Annotated in this window: 18 protein-coding genes and 1 pseudogene; 8 read left to right on the plus strand and 11 right to left on the minus strand. The window is 67.1% G+C overall.

Features of this window, described 5'->3' with window-relative positions; all coding sequences use genetic code 11:
• Positions 1–5: 5 nt before the first annotated feature.
• The 3 genes from JIW86_RS04140 to JIW86_RS04150 all read left to right on the plus strand — a co-directional run bounded on the left by JIW86_RS04140 (position 6) and on the right by JIW86_RS04150 (position 2,364).
• On the plus strand, positions 6–599 hold the full coding sequence (locus tag JIW86_RS04140; RefSeq protein ID WP_215148597.1) for a TetR/AcrR family transcriptional regulator: 594 nt from the start codon (positions 6–8) through the stop codon (positions 597–599).
• A 352-nt stretch (positions 600–951) separates the two neighbouring features.
• A protein-coding gene (locus JIW86_RS04145) for an IS5 family transposase (RefSeq protein ID WP_416237650.1) occupies positions 952–1,751 on the plus strand; the annotation gives its coding sequence in 2 pieces (ribosomal slippage) (positions 952–1,287 and positions 1,290–1,751; 798 coding nt in all).
• Positions 1,752–1,821: 70 nt separating this feature from the next.
• Positions 1,822–2,364: an SMI1/KNR4 family protein gene (locus JIW86_RS04150; protein WP_257552551.1), complete on the plus strand. Its 543-nt coding sequence runs from the start codon at positions 1,822–1,824 to the stop codon at positions 2,362–2,364.
• Positions 2,365–2,730: 366 nt separating this feature from the next.
• Here JIW86_RS04150 and JIW86_RS04155 read toward each other — a convergent pair whose 3' ends face one another.
• Positions 2,731–3,144: a hypothetical protein gene (locus JIW86_RS04155; RefSeq protein WP_257552552.1), complete on the minus strand. Its 414-nt coding sequence runs from the start codon at positions 3,142–3,144 to the stop codon at positions 2,731–2,733.
• Between the two features lie 591 nt (positions 3,145–3,735).
• Here JIW86_RS04155 and JIW86_RS04160 point away from each other — a divergent pair.
• The gene (locus JIW86_RS04160) at positions 3,736–4,815 is read left to right on the plus strand and encodes a trypsin-like serine peptidase (protein WP_257552553.1); all 1,080 of its coding nucleotides are present in this window, start codon (positions 3,736–3,738) and stop codon (positions 4,813–4,815) included.
• A gap of 48 nt (positions 4,816–4,863) precedes the next feature.
• Here JIW86_RS04160 and JIW86_RS04165 read toward each other — a convergent pair whose 3' ends face one another.
• From JIW86_RS04165 to JIW86_RS41570, 6 genes and pseudogenes are all read right to left on the minus strand, one after another.
• The gene (locus tag JIW86_RS04165) at positions 4,864–5,193 is read right to left on the minus strand and encodes a hypothetical protein (RefSeq protein WP_215148602.1); all 330 of its coding nucleotides are present in this window, start codon (positions 5,191–5,193) and stop codon (positions 4,864–4,866) included.
• Positions 5,194–5,452: 259 nt separating this feature from the next.
• Complete coding sequence (locus JIW86_RS04170; protein ID WP_416237522.1) at positions 5,453–5,866, minus strand: SgcJ/EcaC family oxidoreductase; 414 nt, start codon at positions 5,864–5,866, stop codon at positions 5,453–5,455.
• 2 nt (positions 5,867–5,868) lie between these two features.
• Entirely contained in the window at positions 5,869–6,108 is a 240-nt protein-coding gene (locus JIW86_RS04175; protein ID WP_257552555.1) for a hypothetical protein, read from the minus strand.
• Between the two features lie 355 nt (positions 6,109–6,463).
• Positions 6,464–6,988 carry a hypothetical protein gene (locus tag JIW86_RS04180; protein ID WP_257552556.1) on the minus strand — a complete coding sequence of 175 codons (525 nt, stop codon included), beginning with the start codon at positions 6,986–6,988 and terminating at the stop codon, positions 6,464–6,466.
• On the minus strand, positions 6,985–8,394 hold the full coding sequence (locus JIW86_RS04185) for a hypothetical protein (RefSeq protein ID WP_257552557.1): 1,410 nt from the start codon (positions 8,392–8,394) through the stop codon (positions 6,985–6,987). Before JIW86_RS04185 ends, JIW86_RS04180 begins: the two co-directional genes overlap by 4 nt.
• Before the next feature lie 371 nt (positions 8,395–8,765).
• Positions 8,766–8,966, minus strand: a pseudogene (locus tag JIW86_RS41570) (DUF6069 family protein); the annotation flags it as partial.
• Positions 8,967–9,232: 266 nt separating this feature from the next.
• Between JIW86_RS41570 and JIW86_RS04195 the strand changes: the two are divergent.
• Positions 9,233–10,732 (plus strand): lipase family protein, encoded by a 1,500-nt coding sequence (locus JIW86_RS04195; protein ID WP_257552559.1) that lies wholly within the window; start codon positions 9,233–9,235, stop codon positions 10,730–10,732.
• Positions 10,733–11,424: 692 nt separating this feature from the next.
• Here the strand turns inward: JIW86_RS04195 and JIW86_RS04200 are convergent.
• Positions 11,425–11,634, minus strand: a complete 210-nt coding sequence (locus JIW86_RS04200; protein WP_010221054.1) for a cold-shock protein — start codon at positions 11,632–11,634, stop codon at positions 11,425–11,427.
• A 207-nt stretch (positions 11,635–11,841) separates the two neighbouring features.
• Between JIW86_RS04200 and JIW86_RS04205 the strand changes: the two genes are divergently transcribed.
• From JIW86_RS04205 to JIW86_RS04215, 3 genes are all read left to right on the plus strand, one after another.
• A complete protein-coding gene (locus JIW86_RS04205; RefSeq protein ID WP_257552560.1) occupies positions 11,842–12,690 on the plus strand; it encodes a tRNA-dependent cyclodipeptide synthase in 849 nt (282 codons plus the stop codon).
• A gap of 446 nt (positions 12,691–13,136) precedes the next feature.
• Entirely contained in the window at positions 13,137–13,601 is a 465-nt protein-coding gene (locus JIW86_RS04210; RefSeq protein ID WP_257552561.1) for a hypothetical protein, read from the plus strand.
• Positions 13,602–13,918: 317 nt separating this feature from the next.
• On the plus strand, positions 13,919–14,236 hold the full coding sequence (locus tag JIW86_RS04215) for a hypothetical protein (protein WP_257552562.1): 318 nt from the start codon (positions 13,919–13,921) through the stop codon (positions 14,234–14,236).
• A 228-nt stretch (positions 14,237–14,464) separates the two neighbouring features.
• Here the strand turns inward: JIW86_RS04215 and JIW86_RS04220 are convergent, their stop codons facing one another.
• Genes JIW86_RS04220 through JIW86_RS04230 form a run of 3 tightly spaced genes read right to left on the minus strand, consistent with a single transcriptional unit; the run spans position 14,465 to position 16,540 of the window.
• Complete coding sequence (locus JIW86_RS04220; protein WP_257552563.1) at positions 14,465–14,851, minus strand: hypothetical protein; 387 nt, start codon at positions 14,849–14,851, stop codon at positions 14,465–14,467.
• Positions 14,852–14,862: 11 nt separating this feature from the next.
• Positions 14,863–16,215 carry a caspase, EACC1-associated type gene (locus JIW86_RS04225; protein ID WP_416237523.1) on the minus strand — a complete coding sequence of 451 codons (1,353 nt, stop codon included), beginning with the start codon at positions 16,213–16,215 and terminating at the stop codon, positions 14,863–14,865.
• Positions 16,208–16,540, minus strand: coding sequence for an effector-associated constant component EACC1 (locus tag JIW86_RS04230; RefSeq protein ID WP_215149462.1), 333 nt, complete (start codon positions 16,538–16,540; stop codon positions 16,208–16,210). Before JIW86_RS04230 ends, JIW86_RS04225 begins: the two co-directional genes overlap by 8 nt.
• Positions 16,541–17,455: the final 915 nt, after the last annotated feature.

Here is a 17,455-nt window from a genome sequence, read left to right on the forward strand (position 1 = left end):
GCACGATGAGCCCAAAACAACAACGCGGCGAAGCCACGGTCGAACAAGTGATGGATGCAGCGCTCAGCATCTACGCCTCGTCGGGCGAAGCCGGCCTCACCCTCGGCGCCATCACCAAGGCCAGCGGGGTCAGCTCCGGAAGCATCTACCACCACTTCGGCAGTCTCGACGGGGTGCTCTCCGCGCTCGCACTTCGCGCGCTGGGTCAGCTCCTGAGCGCGCTGGGAACGGCACTGACCCAGGCGACCCACGCCCGCTCCGGCATCCAGGCCGTTGTCCTGGCGTACCTGGATTTCGTGCAGACCCATCCGGAAGAGGCCAGCCTCTTGCACTCCGTCGCCGCAGATCGCGAAGGCATGGCGCGCGCCGGACAGATCCGTGACTCCCAGGAGGCCCGGCTGGCACCGATCGCCCTCTGGATCCACGCGCACCAGGAATCCGGCGAACTCGTGAAGCTCTCCGCCCCCATGATCGAGTCCCTTGTCCTGGGCCCGGTCGTCGCCGTCGTCCGCCGCTGGCTCACCGTAGGCGACATCGATATGGAGGAAGCCGCCCGCGCACTGCCTGACCACATCTGGCGCTCAGTCAGTCACACCTAGCCTTGATCAACCGAGCGAACGCCGACTGCGGGAAGTCGGCGTCGGGTCCCACGTCGCGGGGAGATGTCCGGGCTGGGTCGTGCCGGGCCGTCGAGGGCGACGAGGGCTGAGACCTGGTGGGGAAGGATGCGGGCACCGAGCACGGCCGCGGCCAGGGCCGTCAGGGCGATCGAGGCGATGAGCCGTACCCGGTCAGGATCCAGTCCTGCGTGAAATCGTCTCTTTCGGATCGTCCGACCGAGGTATAGACGCAGCTGGGAGCGCACAGTTCATCCCGTGGCGCGCACGGCTCGGTCAGTTCTAAGACGTCATCTCATTTGGTGGATTGGGTAGGCTGTCGGTCGTGGCGGGGATTGTTGAGCGGCTGGTGCCGGATGAGTTGTGGGTGTTGTTCCAGCGGGTGGTTCCGGAAGCGCCGTCGCGGCCGCAGGGCGGTGGTCGGCGGCGGCATGGTGACCGCGAAGTGCTCGCCGCGATCGTGTTCGTGGCCACGTCGGGCTGCACGTGGCAGCAGTTGCCGACCGCGTCATTCGGGCCGTCCGGGGCGACAGCCCACCGGCGCTTCTCCGAGTGGAGCAAGGCCCGTGTGTGGGCCAAGCTTCACCGTCTGGTCCTCGATGAACTCGGCGCTCGCGGCGAGCTGGACTGGTCGCGCTGTGCGATCGACTCGGTGAACATGCGGGCCTTGAAAAGGGGGACCTGACGGGTCCGAATCCTGTCGACAGGGGCAAGTTCGGGTCGAAGATCCACTTGATCACCGAGCGGACCGGTCTGCCCCTGTCCGTCGGAATCTCGGGAGCGAACCTGCATGACAGCCAGGCCCTCGAGCCCCTCGTCCGCGGCATACCGCCCATCCGCTCACGCCGCGGACGCCGACGGCGCAAGCCCGGAAAGCTCCACGCCGACAAAGGCTACGACTACGCCCACTTGCGGAAATGGTTACGCCAGCGAGGCATCAAGCACCGCATAGCCCGCCGTGGCATCGAGTCCTCGCAGCGCCTGGGCCGCCACCGCTGGACCATCGAACGCACCATGGCCTGGCTCGCCGGCTGCCGCCGCCTCCACCGCCGCTACGAACGCAAAGCCGAACACTTCCTCGCGTTCACCAGCATCGCCTGCACCCTCATCTGCTACCGCAGACTCTCCAAATGAGATGATCTCTAATCTCGACACCATGCACCGTCAGCCCATATCCCCGCCGTTGACCGAGGTAGAGCTGGTCATGGCCGAGCACGAGCTCGGTGTGTCCTTCCCGGCCGCGTACCGCGCGTATCTCAAAGAGACGAAGCCCGCCAAGCCGGTGTTCCGGCCCCGTCGAAAAGAGTGGGGCTGGGATTGGGGCGCGGACCGTCAGACCCTGGCAGAGCTGCTGCCCCTGCCCTTTCCACACCCCGACTCATTCGTGAACGCGAACGCCGAACTGGACGCACGCGAACCCCGCCTGGAGGACTTCACCAACGGGCAGGCCCACGCAGTTGCCTGGCAGGCCTGGGACGGGGAATGCGAGGTCTTCGAAGACCAGAAGACCGCCGGAGCCGTGATCCTGCAGGACCACGGCTGCGGCTTCTACACGCTGCTGGCGGTCACCGGTCCACTGGCCGGCACGGTGTGGTGGGATGGTCGCGCCACCTGTGACCTGATCATCCCGCTGTCCCTCGATCACATGGGCAGCGCCCGCCCGGTCACGTTCAGCGAGTGGCTTCGCCACGATTCCTGGGACTTGCTGCCGCCGGGCTGGGGTAGGTCCCCTCGCTCCACCTCATAGGCCGATTTTTGGGATCACCTAGCTGACCAGATCATGACGGCGGCGAGGTGGAGCCGTGGGATCGAAGGTCGGCGAGAGCCGACCTTCGCGGGCGCGAGCCGAGCCTTGGAGTATGCCCGGGCCTGATGGCCCTGTTGACAAGACAAGGCTGGCTCGCGCTCGGCAGTGTGGGCATGAAGCGTGCAGAACCCGGTGCCGTGTTGTCGGCATGGCCATGGAAACGGTCGTACGCCCGGGAGCAAGGCTGATGCCCATGTCTGGCGCGAGTCGGACCTGCCGGCCGCGGCGGCCGGGACGGCGGCGATCGCGGACGGCGCCTACATCGGCACCGGGCTCCCTCCAAGGCCGTCGGCCACTTCTCCAGCCTCAAGGGGAGTTGGTCGGCGGCCCATCAGAGCGAAGCGCGGTCCGCAACTCATCGGGTGTTGCAGGCCCTGGGTCACGCACAGGCTGACCGATGTCGGATGACCAGTTGGGACGGAAGCGTTCGACGAGGGCCGTGAAGTCATTCCGCAGGTACCGAGAATCGGACGGCATCAGCCGGATCTGTTGGCGGCTGTCAGCCCACCAGATCTCGAAATCGGCAACCGTGCCTTCCGCCGGCCAGTCCTCACTCTCGTCCGGCAGCCACAGGGCGTCGACGAAGCCTCCGACGCTCAGGCCGATGTCCACGAAGATCCCAATCGCACCGGGCCGGGGAACCTGCGCCACAGTGCCCTCGAAGACCTGGCCAAAGCGCAGGCCCCTCCGAATCCGAGCCCACTCGGCATCTGTCACCACGAACGAATGATCGCACTTTCGTCCGGATCGTGAACAGCTGGCGCTCAAGGTGGACTGCACGCAGCGTCCCGTCACCATACCGATCGACCTGTCCGCCTCGGCGACACGGCTCTGCCGTTACTTCTCGGGTTCTGGCACACCTTCCGTGAGCGATCTCGCTGCCTCTTCGACAGCAGGATGTGCACACCACGTGAGCTGTGCGGATTGGATGTCACGGGAAGCCGGTGGAGCCTCAGCCGAGATCTTTTTCAGCATCGGGATGCTCCTGGTGAAAGGTGCTGGCCATGCCGCAAATGCGTCCAGCACGTGCAGCACGTCCTTTTCGTCCACAGGCAGCAAGGTCGAGCACGAGCACTCGGGGGCCCTTCCACGATGCGCTTCCTGTGAAAGCGCAGGGCGCCCGCGAGTTGGCGGGATGGTCAGCCCATTGGGGCCAACTACCGGATGATCACAGGAGGTTCACAGGTCTACCACGGTGATTGTGGTTCACTACCGGGGCGCGACAGGACATAAACGATCTGTCAACTGGAAGGCATAGAACCGGTGCATATACGACGCACCTGCAAAGCTGCCACCGCCTTACTGTTCGCGGTGGCGCTGATACCTGCCACCCTCACGACCGCCTCGGCGTCCGAGGCACCCACGCCCGCCGTGCCGGGCGTGACGTTCGGCAAGCAGACCACCGATCCGCAGAAGGTCCGGGACTTCTGGACCCCCGAGAGAATCGCCCGCGCGCTGGCGAACGAGAAGACGGACCAGGCCGGCATCGCCCGCGACGCCGCAGTCGCCAAGGCAGCGGGCGAGGCGCCCGAGGACGCGGCAAGGAGCACCGCCCCGCGACTGACGGCCGAGGCTCCGCAGATCCTCCCCGCGAAGAAGGCGAGCGTGTCGACGATGGGGGCGGCGGCCGACGTCCCCGAGATGCCCGTCGCACAGAAGGTTCCGTTCCCGCAGAACGCGCCCGCCACCGTCGTCGGCAAGATCGTGTTCATCGACGACGCGGGCAAGGAACACGGTTGCAGCGGCGCCTCGATCGCGGCTGACGGCAACAACACCGTCTGGACAGCGGGTCATTGCGTGCACCCGGGCGACGGACGCGGGTCCGATGGCTTCTACGACCTGGTGCTCTTCATTCCGGGCTACAAGGAAAGCCTTGACACCCCTGGTGACTACGATGCGCCGTGGGGCGAGTGGGTCGCCCAGTCGTTCGTGGCCCCGCAGGCGTGGACCCGCGACAAGGACTACGACGAGGGCGACTTGGCCGCCTTCACCGTCAAGGCCCCGACCGGCTACACGAACCTCAGCGACACCGTGGGCGCGCTCGGCTACAAGTTCGGGTACGGCTCCGACTGGTCGGACATCATCGACTCCGGGTTCCCGGGCGAGGGCTACAACCGCACCGACATGGACGGCTACACGCAGTTCTACTGCACCGGCGACGTCGTGGACGCGGTGGACTGGTACCCGTGGGACAACCGGCTCGAGATGAACTGCGACATGGGAGCGGGCGCGAGCGGCGGACCCATGGCCACCACCGAGGGGCAGATCGTCGGAGCGAACTCCCACGTGGACACCGACGATCAGGATCAGCGGATCAACGATCACCTGTACTCGTCCAACCACGGCGACCAGGCCGTAGCGGTGATCAACGCGATCAACGACGCGAACTGATCCACCCGGCGCACAGCGGGCCCCGGCCCACCAGGCCGGGGCCCGTACCTACCCGTCCACGCGGCGGCCCATGTCCGGGTCGATGTCCTCGGCAGTCGGAGCGTTGAGTATCCGCTGGTGCAGGTAGCGGCCCCGGATCTCATCCGTGGTCAGCACTTCCCACCCGTCCGGCAGCTCCTTGCCCGCATGCTCGAGCTCGGCCGTCCACGCCTTGACGAGTCCAGCCCGAGTCTCCGGTACCTTCGACTCCGCCGGCTGCGGCATGCCGACCGTCACCGGAGGCAACTCGTCCTCCTGAACAGCCGCCACCGCGAACCCCAGCGCGCCGCCCGCCACGAACGTCGCCGCGGCTATGGCCCACACCTGCCTGCGTGTCATCTTGCTCCCCTCGCGATGCGCACCCACCTGTACCGTGCCACAGCCGGGCGAGGAGGGCGACAACCGGGGATCGACCGGCTCACCCCCAACGGCACCATCTTCGAGACCGGCACGGACTCCTACCGCCTCGGCCGGCACCGGGGCCCGAGCCGATCAGACCGCAGTGGGCACGCCCGTCTGCGTCCAGACCTGGCGTGACCTCGTCGAAGCCACTGCGGCAGCCGTCACGCTCTGGCTCCGAACATGAGCGACGGGCAAGCTAGTCGGCGACGACCCCCGTGTTTTGGCAGGCGGTCAACAACCAGCGGCCGTCGGCTTGCTTCGAGATCACGTACAGCGGGGCTCCCTCGCTCTCCTCGCCCGGAGCCAGGTAACGCTGACGGACCTTGACTGCCGCGACGTCGGGGCGGATGAAGAGCACGTGGATCACCTCGTAGGTGACCTTGCCGTCCCAGGTCGCCGCGCGGAGGACTTTGCGGGTGAACTCCGAGATCGCGTCGAGGCCGATGAGGACCTTGCCGTGGGCCGTCGTCCAGATCGCGTCCGGGTGGAACAGGCCGAGGAACTCCTCGGGGTCCTTGTTCTGCTGGGAGCGCTCGACGGTGGCGACGAGCCGGCTGATCGCTTCGATATCTGCCGCGTGCGATGTGGATTCCGTGGTCATGCGGATCATCGTCACACCTCAAGCGAGATTGAGGTCAAGCGTGTGATCACATGGCGATGTGAGATCCCTTCTTCCACCGGGCCGGGCACGGTGACGCCCGGGCGGTCGTGCACCACCTGACTGTCGACGCACGGGTCAAAGACCCGGCTCTGCACATCGGCGGGTACGCCGGGGCCGGTACCACGGAACTCGACTCGGTCGTAGTCGCGCACGACCGTCATGTCCGGGACGATCTTCGCTGCGAGCAGCAAACCCGAAGGGGACCGCGCCGGGCAGGTTGGTGACCTGCGGGGTGTCGGACGCGGCGCCGAAGGGCGTAACGGCGAAAACGTCGAGGTTACGGTGCCGTCCGCGCAGAGAAGTGCCGACGGGCCGCCTGAAACCAGCCGTCTGCCGAGTCCTGTGAATAGGCTCTTGTCGCCACCAAGGTGACCGGAGCCGAGTACGCGAGTGTCCGCCAGTGGGCCGCGGAACCCAGAGCACCACCTTGGTTCCGCGTGGTGGTGCATCCCGGCGCCATATCACCCGGTGGAGACGCGCGTGCATGCTCCCCCGCACTCGTGGGATGTCCCCCACCGTGGACGTCCAGGCGATCTGCGAGTGACGTCAGAATGCCTTCAGGTAGACGCGTACACGGCCGTCGCCGGTGTCTTGGATGAAGATGGTGATGGACTGGACGGTGGACCTGCGCTCGTCCTTGATGCAGGGCGGGCACACCGAAGCGGTTCGGACCTTCTGCTCGGTTTCCGGCTCCGGCAGCCCGAGGTGGGACCACGGGGTAATGGTTGTGTACGCCTTGGGGTCGCGCGGGGTGTTGGCCCGCAGGGCTTCCTGCGGGCGCAGGTCGGCGATGAACGTCTCGGCCTCGGCTGCCGATGCCGTGAAGGAAATCAGGTAGATGGTGTCCTGGAAGCCGCGTTGCACAGCGCCTTTGACCTCGGTGGCGCCGGTCGGTGTCTGGACGCGCATGAACCCGGCGGCCTCGGGAGCACCTTGGCCCTCGACCCAGACGGGTCCCCCGGTGCGGGCCTTCGGTGTGCCATCGTCGCTACAGGCGGTGGCCGACAGGGCCAGCAGAATCGTCACCGCCACAGAGGTGATGCGGTTGAAGAGGGACCTCGTAGCCTTCACCGGTTTTCCTCCTCACCCCGGGAGGGGTCCTTGCGGGTGCCGTCGCGGCCGGGATCCCCGGCAGGCACCACCGGTGCGTCGGCGCCTCCCAGGTCGTGCTGTTTGGCCGAACTACTGCCCTGCATATCGAATTCCTGCGCCAGACCGACGGTGTGCAGGCGGGCCATGTCCGTGTCCCTGACGGTGAACGGCCCGATGGGGGTCTCCTTGCCGGCATCCCAGTTGTAGCGGTCCCACACATTGACCTGGTAATCCATGGTGATCTTCGGCTGGCCGTCCGCATCGGGCACGACCGAGACGTTCCCTGAGACATTGCGCATGTGGGAGCCGACTCCGAGGTACCAGTTGCGGTCCTCGAAGGTGCCGCCGACCGCCGTCGTCTCCACAGGGATCGATACCGGCGCGCCGCCTGACTTCTCGAACGCGTCCAGTGCCTCCTGCTTCCACTGCTCCTGGTGGTTGGAGATGTCCGAGACGATCGACGCCCGGAAACTGCCGTCGTCGCTCATGGCCCGGTCGATATCGAGCCGCAGCGTCGTACCCGTACCGCCCAGATAGTGCGCGAGATTACGTGAGGCCTCGGTGTTCCCGATGAAATCCCCGCCGGCCAGCATGGCCTCGCCCTGCGCGAGCAGGTAGGAGTCGTGCGCGGTGGGCTCCTCGGTCCCGAACCCGCCCGCGCCAGGGTCAGCCTGGCGCCACTGGTAGGCAGGGTCGAGAATCCCGGCCTTCTTGAGTGCGTCGCCCTGCTCCTCCACCAGTATGCCGCGCGTCACCGCATCCAGGCTGCGCCACCAATCCGCGACCTTCGCACGGTCCTTGGGCATACTCTCGGCCTTGGCCGCGGCTGCCAGGGACGGGTAGGGGCGGCTGCCGTTGAACCCGCCGAAGGTGCCATCGTTGAAATTGGTGCCGGTGACGGCGTCGACGAGCGCGAGCTTCACCCCGTGGTCGGCCTCCTCGAAGGCGTCCACGGCCTGCTGAATCCGGCGGGTCCAGGAGCGTTCCACCTCGGCCAGATCGGGATCGTGCCGGGCGGCTTTCGCAGTGGCGGCGTCGACCTTGGAGAAGTCAAACGAGGCGTTCCCGCCTTCGCTGACCTTCATCCCGGCGGCCACCGCCTCGTCCACGGCGGCCTTGACCTTGCCGCGGAGCTCGGTGAAGAGCGTCTCCGCGTCACGGAGCAGGGCAGCAACCGCCCGCGCCTGGATCTGCGCGTTGCTGTATTCGTTGCGAGTGACGGCGAAGCGGGGAGCGGCGACCTGCTGGGCCTGGCCCAGCCATACACCGCTGGTCGTGGTGGACGGCACCTTCTTCTCGTACGTCGTCCTGAGAGACTCGAACTTCCCTGCCATGGCATCCCAGGCCGTCGCGGCCGTGCCCAGGGTGGTGAAGTCGGTAGTCATGACTTCGGGGTAATTCAGCATCAGCTTCGCCCCTGCCCGCCCAGAAGCTGCTGGTATCCGTCCCTGACGGCCAGATCCTGCCGCTGGAAGAGGAGGCCGGAACCGCTCAGTGCATTGGCCTCACCGGTAAGCCGCCCCAAGAGCAGCTTGACCTGACCCGACCAGGTCTCGTCGACCGTTTTCAGGGCGGCGGCCGTGCTCCTACCCCCGGCTTCCCACCGGCCGCCACGGACGAGGTCCTCGACGACACGGCGGACCTGGACGGCGGTGACCTCGGCGACATCGCCCTCGGGGCCGAGGCGGACCGCCTCCAGCAGCTGGCGCCAGGAGGCCAGGCCACCGCCCACGTACTGCCCGATCCGCAGGAAGACGGGCTTCCACAGGGCCATCAAAAGGGCAGCGCCCGTCCCTACGACCAGCGGGACGACGGAGGCGCCGATGACGCCCCCGACCGTGATCGGGTGCTCTGCGCCGCCGTCGACGACGACCAGCGAGGCACCGGCCAGCGTGGCGACCGCAAGAACGATCAGATTGACCACGGCCGCGCCGACCGCGCCGGTGACCAGCACCATCCACCAGCCGAGGCCGGAACGGCGGACCGAGGGCACGGCGGACACGGCGGGTACAGCGGGGCCGGAGTTTGCCGGCCCTCCCGGCCCTGCGAGGTCAGAACACAAAGAACAGCTTGGAACCTGTCCGCCGAACAGGAACAACCCCAGGGGCTGCTGGCCCGATCGCGTGAACCCGGGACCCGCCTCCCGTCGGGATCCCACGGTGAAAAGTACGTTGGACGCGAACCTGCTCCGGCCGGACCGGGCGATCCCAGAGGAGAGCGAGCATGGCGACCGACGCGAACCAGCCGACCGTCCCGCAGGTGACCATGACGCTCTCTGCGATCGCGGCGACCGCCGCCACCCCGCGCCCCTCGGGCGAGACCCTCGCGGAACAGAGCGCCCGGATCATCCTCGGCATCAACCAGCAACTGGCCGACACCTCGCTCGCGACCCAGGGCACCTGGGTCCTCTCCTGGCTCGGGGTGAGTCCGGGCAACGCCAACATGGCTTACCTCGCCAGGAACACCGACAGTTCCAACTCGTTCGCCGTGGTGATCCGCGGCACCGTCGGCAGTGTGACCGATCTGCTGGAGGACCTCGACGTCGGCACGGTAGTCCCGTTCAACCTCGTCGGGATGCCGTCCTCGGTCTCGGTCTCCAAGGGAGCGATGAAGGCGTTCACCCAGGTCGTCACCATGAGCACGGCGGGTGTCACGCTGGCGCAGGCGCTCAACACAGCCCTGAGCCAGGCAGAGCCGAACCCGACGGTCTACGTGACCGGCCACAGCCTGGGCGGCTGCATCGCGACCATGGTCGCCCCTTACCTCCAGACACTCACCTGGCCCAAGGGGAAGCCGAACTTCGAGCTGCACACCTTCGCTGCCCCCACCGCCGGTGGAGCAAACTTCGCCGCCTACGTCGACTCCCTGGACTGGCAGGCGAACGAGCGCCACTTCAACATCAACGACATGGTGCCGCAGGCCTGGAACAACCTCGAGGTGACCAAGCAGTGGTACCTCACACCGGGCCCGGCAGCGGACGACGACGTCAAAGCAGTCATCTCGGCGCTCGTCGCCCTCCCCGGTCCCAACGTCTACGTCCAGCCGGGCAAGGACGACCCGCTGAACGACAGCTACGACCCCGTCGACCCGAACCTGGTGAAGGCGTCGCTCCAGGACTTCATGGGCCAGGTGGCCTTCCAGCACGCCAACTCCACCTATCTGGGCCTCCTCGGCGCGCCTGACGTGCAGTCAGGTCCGGTGGTGACCGTCGTGACTCCCGTCGGCACGGCCGGAGCCCCTGTCGAGATCGTCGGCAGCGGGTTCGGCGAGGGTGTCATGGTCGATTTCGGCACGGTGCCGATCTCCAAGGAGTACGTCCTCCGCGACGACGTGATCGTCGTCTGGGCACCCGAGGGCGTCGGCGTGGTCGACATCCGGGCCACCAACAATCTGGGCACCTCCCCGGCCGTCCCGCGCGGCCAGTTCTCCTACGGCGGCCCCGCCGCCGTGGTGGCCACTGGCATCAGCCCGGACACGGGCCGGGCCGGCGACCAAGTCCAGATCAACGGCGTCAACTTCGCCTCGGACTGCCAGGTCTACTTCGGCGACAACCTCGCCGAGCTCGTCGACTACGCCCCTGAGCAGCTGCTCGTCAATGCACCCAAGCCAACCATCGGCGTCGGCAAGTCCGCGACCGTCAACGTCACCGTCCTCTCGAACGGCTACTCGTCCCCCGCGACCCCGGCGGACGAGTTCACCTACCTGGAGTGGCACCGGCCCTGATCCGGTTCCTGACCCCTAAGGCGATATCCGTGGGAGAACCTCACGGCCGGCCGACAGCAGCTGCCTGCGGATTGACCGAAAACACCGCCTCCACGTGAAGCTGCGGTGGAAGTGGCCGCCGGCGAACCAGTGGAAGGCAATCTCCGCACGGGTGTCACTCCGCCAGGTGGCCGCCTCCTGAAGTGACGCCTTCGAGCCGGCCTGCCCTACATGGTTGCGTACGGCAAGGGCACGGTGGCTGAGATGCAGCGGGCCACGGGCATCGGCTGGACAGACGTCCATGAGACGCGTGCTTCTCCCCTGGTCTCGCATGTGGTCGACAGCGACATCGCGACAGTTCAGGCAGCGAGTCCCGATGGCCTGTCATCGCCATGTGCTTTGTCGCCGGATATGGCGCTGGGCCGAGGAACGGGGCCTGGCGCGCGTTGCGCTTCCCGCGGTTGCGGGGCAGTAATGCCGCAGCGGTCCCGCGCCTGAAGCCTGAGGGACTCCGGACCGAACCTGCGTTGCTGGGGCGCGGCCAAGCAACCACTCCCTGGCTCGGAGTGGGCCACCCACCTGGCGCAGCTGTCACGCATGAACGGTCGGGCCAGCCGCGGCGCCAGGAGGACACCGGACCGTTGTGACTCGCGGCAGCCGGCCATTCTGGCGAGCTGCCGCGCACAGTCACGGGTAGCGGCTCGGGTGGAGGGTCAGATGACCTCGACTTCCTCTGCCTGCATGCCCTTCTGCCCCCGGGTGGCGATGAACGAGACCGCCTGCCCCTCCTTGAGGGACTTGAACCCGTCCGCCTTGATGGCCTTGAAATGCACGAAGAGATCGTCGCCGGACTGCGGCGTGATGAAGCCGAAGCCCTTCTCGTCGTTGAACCACTTCACTGTTCCGGTCTGCCGATTGCTCATGTCCACCCCAAGGGAGTCGTGGCGGCCTCGTGCCACCGATCCGATCTTGGCCCGTCGTGACCGGATCCACACAGGATGCCGCTTGGAGCGAACACCGCACATCCGTGGCAAGCCGCTTTCGGAGTGAGCGAAGCCGTGCGGGCCGCCACCCGGTGTGGGTGGCGGCCCGCCCCTCAGCGGGGTGACGGCACTCAGCCCTGCTGCGGTATGGGGTGTCGCATCGGGTCACCAGGCTCTTCGTACGTGATCTGGAGGGTGAAGGAACGTTTCTGCGCCAGATGTCATCAAACAGAGCAACTTCCCCTACCAGACAACTACTTCAGACGAAAGGCTCCGGTGGACAACCAAACTGTTCCCTCTGCCCCTACCCCCTCCTCCACGCACCCGGAGGGGAGACGCCGAACTCGCTACAGGACCGCGATCCACTCGGTCTCTCCCGCAGCCAACCGGAACACTTTCGAAGACCACGAGGCGTGCTTCCTCGGCGTCAGCCTGGACAACAGCAGCTTCACCCCGGCCAAGTTCGACAGCATGCTCAAGTGGGTCTCCCGCCACTTCAGCCGCTGCACCGTGCTGATCGGCGACAGCATCCACCGGCTCACCTTGGCCTCGACCCGCGGCATGAACCCCGACCAGGCTCTTGAGCACGCACTCGATCTGGGCCGGCAGTTCATCCACGCCCAACAACCGGTCCTGGATTCCTACCGTGCGGTGACCGACTTCACCGTCGTCAGGTGCAGCCAGGTCCAGGAGACCGAGGAGTACGCGGAGTTCCACTACGAACTGCGCACACTGTTCGCCAAAGACGATGCCTTCCGCGCTTCGGTGGAAGCCTTCGGGCGCGCCTACCATGCCAAACACTCCCCACGGTCAGTGCCGCGGAACGCCACCAGCGCATCGATACGTCCAGCGCCTACTTCCTCGAAGAGTTCGCCGTCTTCTGCTACCTCACACGCCGCGACCTGCCCGTCATGGTCTACCCCGGACAGTTCGTCACCCTCGCCGAAATCGCCGCCGGCCTCCACCCCCAAGCACCGGACGAACTCCGCGATCTGACCCTCGTCTCCCTACGCGTCCAAGGCCGATAGCGTCCCCTCCCTCACCCCTGGCGAGCCTGGCAAAGCGCTGCGAATCCCGGCCCAGCGGAATGCGGTGGTGAGCGTGACGGTCGTGGGCATCCCCACGGGAACGGCGGCCTCGGTGACCGTGGCCGTCGTCCCCACGGCCGGCCCACCGGATAACCGTCGAGGCGCAGTTCGGCTACCGTCCCGACAGCGCACGCAACATCCTGGGGTGCCGGGAACGGTGTCACCGGGCGCAAACGGCATCCCCAGAAGGCGAAACGCCGCAAGCAGCGTCGTCCCAACCCGGTGGAACGCTGCAGGTGACGGCCCTGAAAACGTCCCACTGTCCCGGATCCGGCGCTGGTCCTTGCCCGCTGCCCTCGGCCGATGGGACGTTCACCCCGACCCACTCGAAGTTCTGTGCCAGGGAGGCCGAAAATGAATCTGACCCGTGTCCGCCGCCGGATCGTCAATACGGTGGCGGCTTCCGCACTCGCCGCCGGAGCACTGCTCGGTGCGGCACCCACCGCGAGCGCCGGCGAGGCGTGCGACGGCGGCTGCTCCCAGACCTACAACGACACGGGGCTCAGCATGCTGGTCGCCCGCAACTGGTGCTGGGGGTACTGGGACGGGTGGCAGCGCTCGGGGGACGATGCGGTCCGCCAGTGCAACAGCGACGACAAGTACTCCTTGCTGTCCCCCTGGACGCGCACGCCCGGCACCGTGGACTGGGACACGTTCCGGGTCGACGGGGGCTGGTGCTACCGGATGTACTTCTACAACGACTGGACCGGGCGGAAGTCCTACTACACGCTCGACAGGACCGGAACAAACGGTCTCTGGGTCAAGGTGGCGAACAACGAGTCCGCGCACATCTATTCCCAAACATACGGCCACTGCTGAACGACCCCGCACCCAGGGCCGGCAACTCATCGGCCACCCTGCGCGGTTGACCGTTGCAGCCCTCTCCTCGCGCCGTTCCTCGATGCAATCATTGCGGGTGTGAGCTCCCCCGACGCGACACCCAACGCTGGCCTGGTGCATGACCGTTGGCGTGCCCGGGAGGCGCCCCACGGAGACTTCATCATGTTCTCCGACGGATCCCTGTCGGTGATGAGACTCGAGCGGCTCTCCCCGCAGGCCAGCGCCATGAGACGCGGGCCGAGAACTGGCAGTGGTGGGAGGTCCTACGGGCCACCGAGTGGACCCCCAGCGACTGGATGAACGTCGATACGATGTTTGCCTCATGCACTTACGCCGGAAGCCGTGCCCTGGCAGGTGAATCATCGGATCACGGCGGTATCGGCTGGGTCGCCCTGACTCGGGACGATGACCACAACACCTTGGAATGGATCGCAGTCTCCTGCTCGTCCAATCCGTTCACCGAAGTCACCTTGGACGCAACCACGGTGACCGCCACCAGCACCCTGGGCCGCATCTGGGCCTTCCCCAGAAACACCCCCCAGCAGGTGGAGATCACCGAGGACCCGGCCCATCCCTGGCCCTTGCCATCTCAGACAGGCGGTCCCGCCGGCTAACCGGGGTGCGGTTCGCGGCGGGTGAGAAGACCGTGGTGAGCGCGAAGGACTTGTGGATGAGCCTGAGGTCGGTGGAACGCCGGCGCCGGGCCTGGCGCGAGGGAAGCATGGAGGGCCTGCACACGGTCGGACCGGCCAACGCACCGACCGTCGCCGATGCCCGGTGCGACCTGCTCGACCTGCTCGACCCTATGTATAGGCCCGGCAGGCTGGCTTGCTCATGGGCGGTTACCCGCGGGGATCTGAGAACATCCGGACTAGGTACTGGGCGAATTCCTTCATGCCAACTGTGGCGCGACGGACCTCGGATTCCACGAACTCCTCCGCATCGGCATAGGCTTCGTCCCTCGTCGGCAGATACGCCATGCCGAAGTAGTGGACCATAGCCTGCTGTTCATCCTCGGCGAGCGTCCCCCACTCGCCGCGGGCACCGCCACACGCCGTGGAAACCGCGGCCAGGCATGCGACAAAGGAGCGCATCTCACTCCCGTTCCACTCCTCCCTCATCCACCGGTCGAAGTTCTTGTCGAAACGAGCGCGTTCCCGCCGCGTCACCGTACGCCTCACCATTTTTGCCACGATGGCGAGCTGCTCGTCCGCGTACCTGTTGGTCATGCCGATCCCTTCTACCGCCTGTTTCCGGTCGGGTGGTTTGAACGTGGGGCCCCCTTGAAGCCGGCCGAGCGGGTCAGCGGGCCGAGCCCGCGTGACAGCCTGTCCCGCAGACCGTCCAGCGCCGTCCTCGCGCCTTGGTGTCCGCCGCGGGCGGCCGTCTCGTACCACTTCATCGCCTCGGAGGTGTCCCCCAGCCGGTCCTCGTACAGGAGACCGAGCCAAAACGCTCCGAACACGCTGCCGTGGTCGGCGGCTTTCCTGTACCAGTACATTGCCGCTTCGATGTCCCCGTCGGAGTTCTCGCCGAAGAGTTCTCCTTGGAGCCTTGCCCGTGTTCTTCCTTCAACAACGAGGCCGAGGCGGGCCATCGCATCGGGCTGTCCCAGATCGGCGGCCGTACGGTACAGCGACTCGATTTCTGCGAGTCTCTTCGCACCGCCCGAACCTTCTTCCAGGGCAAGGGCGGCGACGTACATTTCGTCGGCGTCCGGGCGGAGTGCGGAACTGTCAGCCGGTGCACCGGTGGGCGCGGGGAGTTCAACCGTCGGCCCGGATGGTGTCCGTCGGGACGGTCCGGGCAGGCTGGACCGCTGTGAGGATTCGAATTGCGGGTGGGCGCGGTTCCGGGCGAAGACGAATTCGGCTGCGTGGTCGCTGAAGCGGCTTCTGGGCGGGGGTTTGCCGTCGCGGACCAGCGCGTGGGCGGCATCCTGGAAGATCGGGCCGAGGGCGAGGCCGGCCGGTCCGCCCGGGACGCCGTGTTCTATGAGGTCGGCCAGGTACTTGGTGAAGTAGGTCTGGGGCTGTGGGCTCTCCGTCGTGTTCTCGAACCAAGCGGTGCTGAACTCGCCGCTGGCCATCAGGAGGCAGAATCCCGGGGAGCGGGGCATGTCGTCCGCTCCGGCGAGCCTGCCGTCCTGACTGGCGGCCAGGCCGGCGAAGCAGCAGTCCAGTATCGCGATCTTCGTGGCCGCTTTGCTGGCGCGGAAGGCCTGGCGCACGGCGTCGAAGGTCAGGCTGGTGGTTGTCCGTAAGACCGCATCCGGGCTGGAGTCGCCCAACGCGAGGCAGAGCCTGTCGTCATTGTCGTACTGGCCGTGGCCGACGTAGTAGAACAAGGCGACGTCCACTGCGTCGCGCAATCCCAGCACGAGCTCGTGTGGCAGTTCACCGAGCCTGGCCCGGTTCCCGACGAAGGACACCCGCTCCTCGGGCCAGGTGCCGCACAGCGGCCCGGTCAGCAAGGCCCGCATCCGCTGGAGGCTGTGCTCCGCTGCGGGTACTGGTCGCAGGTGGCGGTAGTCCCAAGTGCCCATCAGGACAGCCCGTGACCGCGAGAAGTCACGGTCCAAGGCGTCAGGCATCCAGCGCCTTCTCCACGATGGGCATCGCCTCGTCGATGTTCTGGGCGGTGACGGTCACCGTCTTCCCGGCCGTCTTCACCGTGACCGTGACGCTGGAACGGCGTGAGCGGATGAACTCCGGGAGGGTTCTGACGGCCACAGCGAGCGCCCCGCTGCCGACGGCCGTCACCTGCAGGACGTCCCAGACACCCAGTTCCCCCTCCCCGGGGACGCCTGGAGCCTGGTCGACGTCCACGCCGGGGATCAGCCGCAGATGTTCGCGCAGCGAACGCAGCTCGCCCGGGTCCGACACGGACACCTCGGCAAGAAGTGAAACTTCCCCCACCAGCCTGCCCCCTCACTTCTTCACCAGATGACGTACCGGACGGGACCGTTACCGCCTCAACCACGATCCGGGCCAGCTGGCATACCGTCAACTCTTTCTAGAAAAGAATCTAGAAACAGCGTCCTGCGCTGTCCGCGACGCAGAGCAACAGGATCAGCCGCGGGCTGCCGTTCCCCGTTTGCCGCCCTCGCCCCGGTTGTCCCGGGCCAGGACACGGTCCTGCTGGCGGGGGCGAGGCGGATCGCAGGAGTGGGGCGGGCTGCGGTGGTGACTGAGGTTTTCGGGTTGTCGTCGGATGGCGAGCCCGCGAGCTGGCCAACCTTGTCGCCGGGCTCTCGGCCAGGGCCCGGGAAACGATCCCGGCCACCGAGCGGTTCACCCGCCCCGAGCTCGCCCCCGCAAGCGGGGAGGCGCCCCCTAAGCCCGCAGTCCCGGACCAATTGGTCCGGGACTGCCCGCCCCCTGCGCTTGCGCCATCTACTGTGGGCCGCCCTCGGCGTTGCCACCCCGACGGTGCCTGCCGTAACCAGCCTCGTCCGGGTGGCTGGCCAGCCGGACAGCTTCCCAGGCTGCGTCTGCGCCCAGGCCCGGCCCGGACTCCGCCATGAGGCGTCTGGCCCGCCAGGCCGTACGCGGAGTGAGAACCCACCGGGCAAAGGACAACCCGAGGCCGACCGTGGTGCGATCAGCCGGCCGCTTCGCATGCCGGCCGCGGGTATTCGGGGCGCGCTCATCCGGAGGTGGTGATGTCTCTGCCACGTCGCGAGTGTCACGCAAGAGCCTTCCGGAGTCGGCCGAAGCACGGGAAGACCACCGGATTGAGTGAGCGCACCGCGGAGCTCCCTGCCGATCGGCAGATGCGGAGCGACGTACCGCCATTCCTCGTCCGTCAACTGCACGCGCGTCCTGTGGCAG

It is taken from the genome of Streptomyces sp. NBC_00162, from assembly GCF_024611995.1.
In the GTDB taxonomy this organism is placed as follows: domain Bacteria; phylum Actinomycetota; class Actinomycetes; order Streptomycetales; family Streptomycetaceae; genus Streptomyces.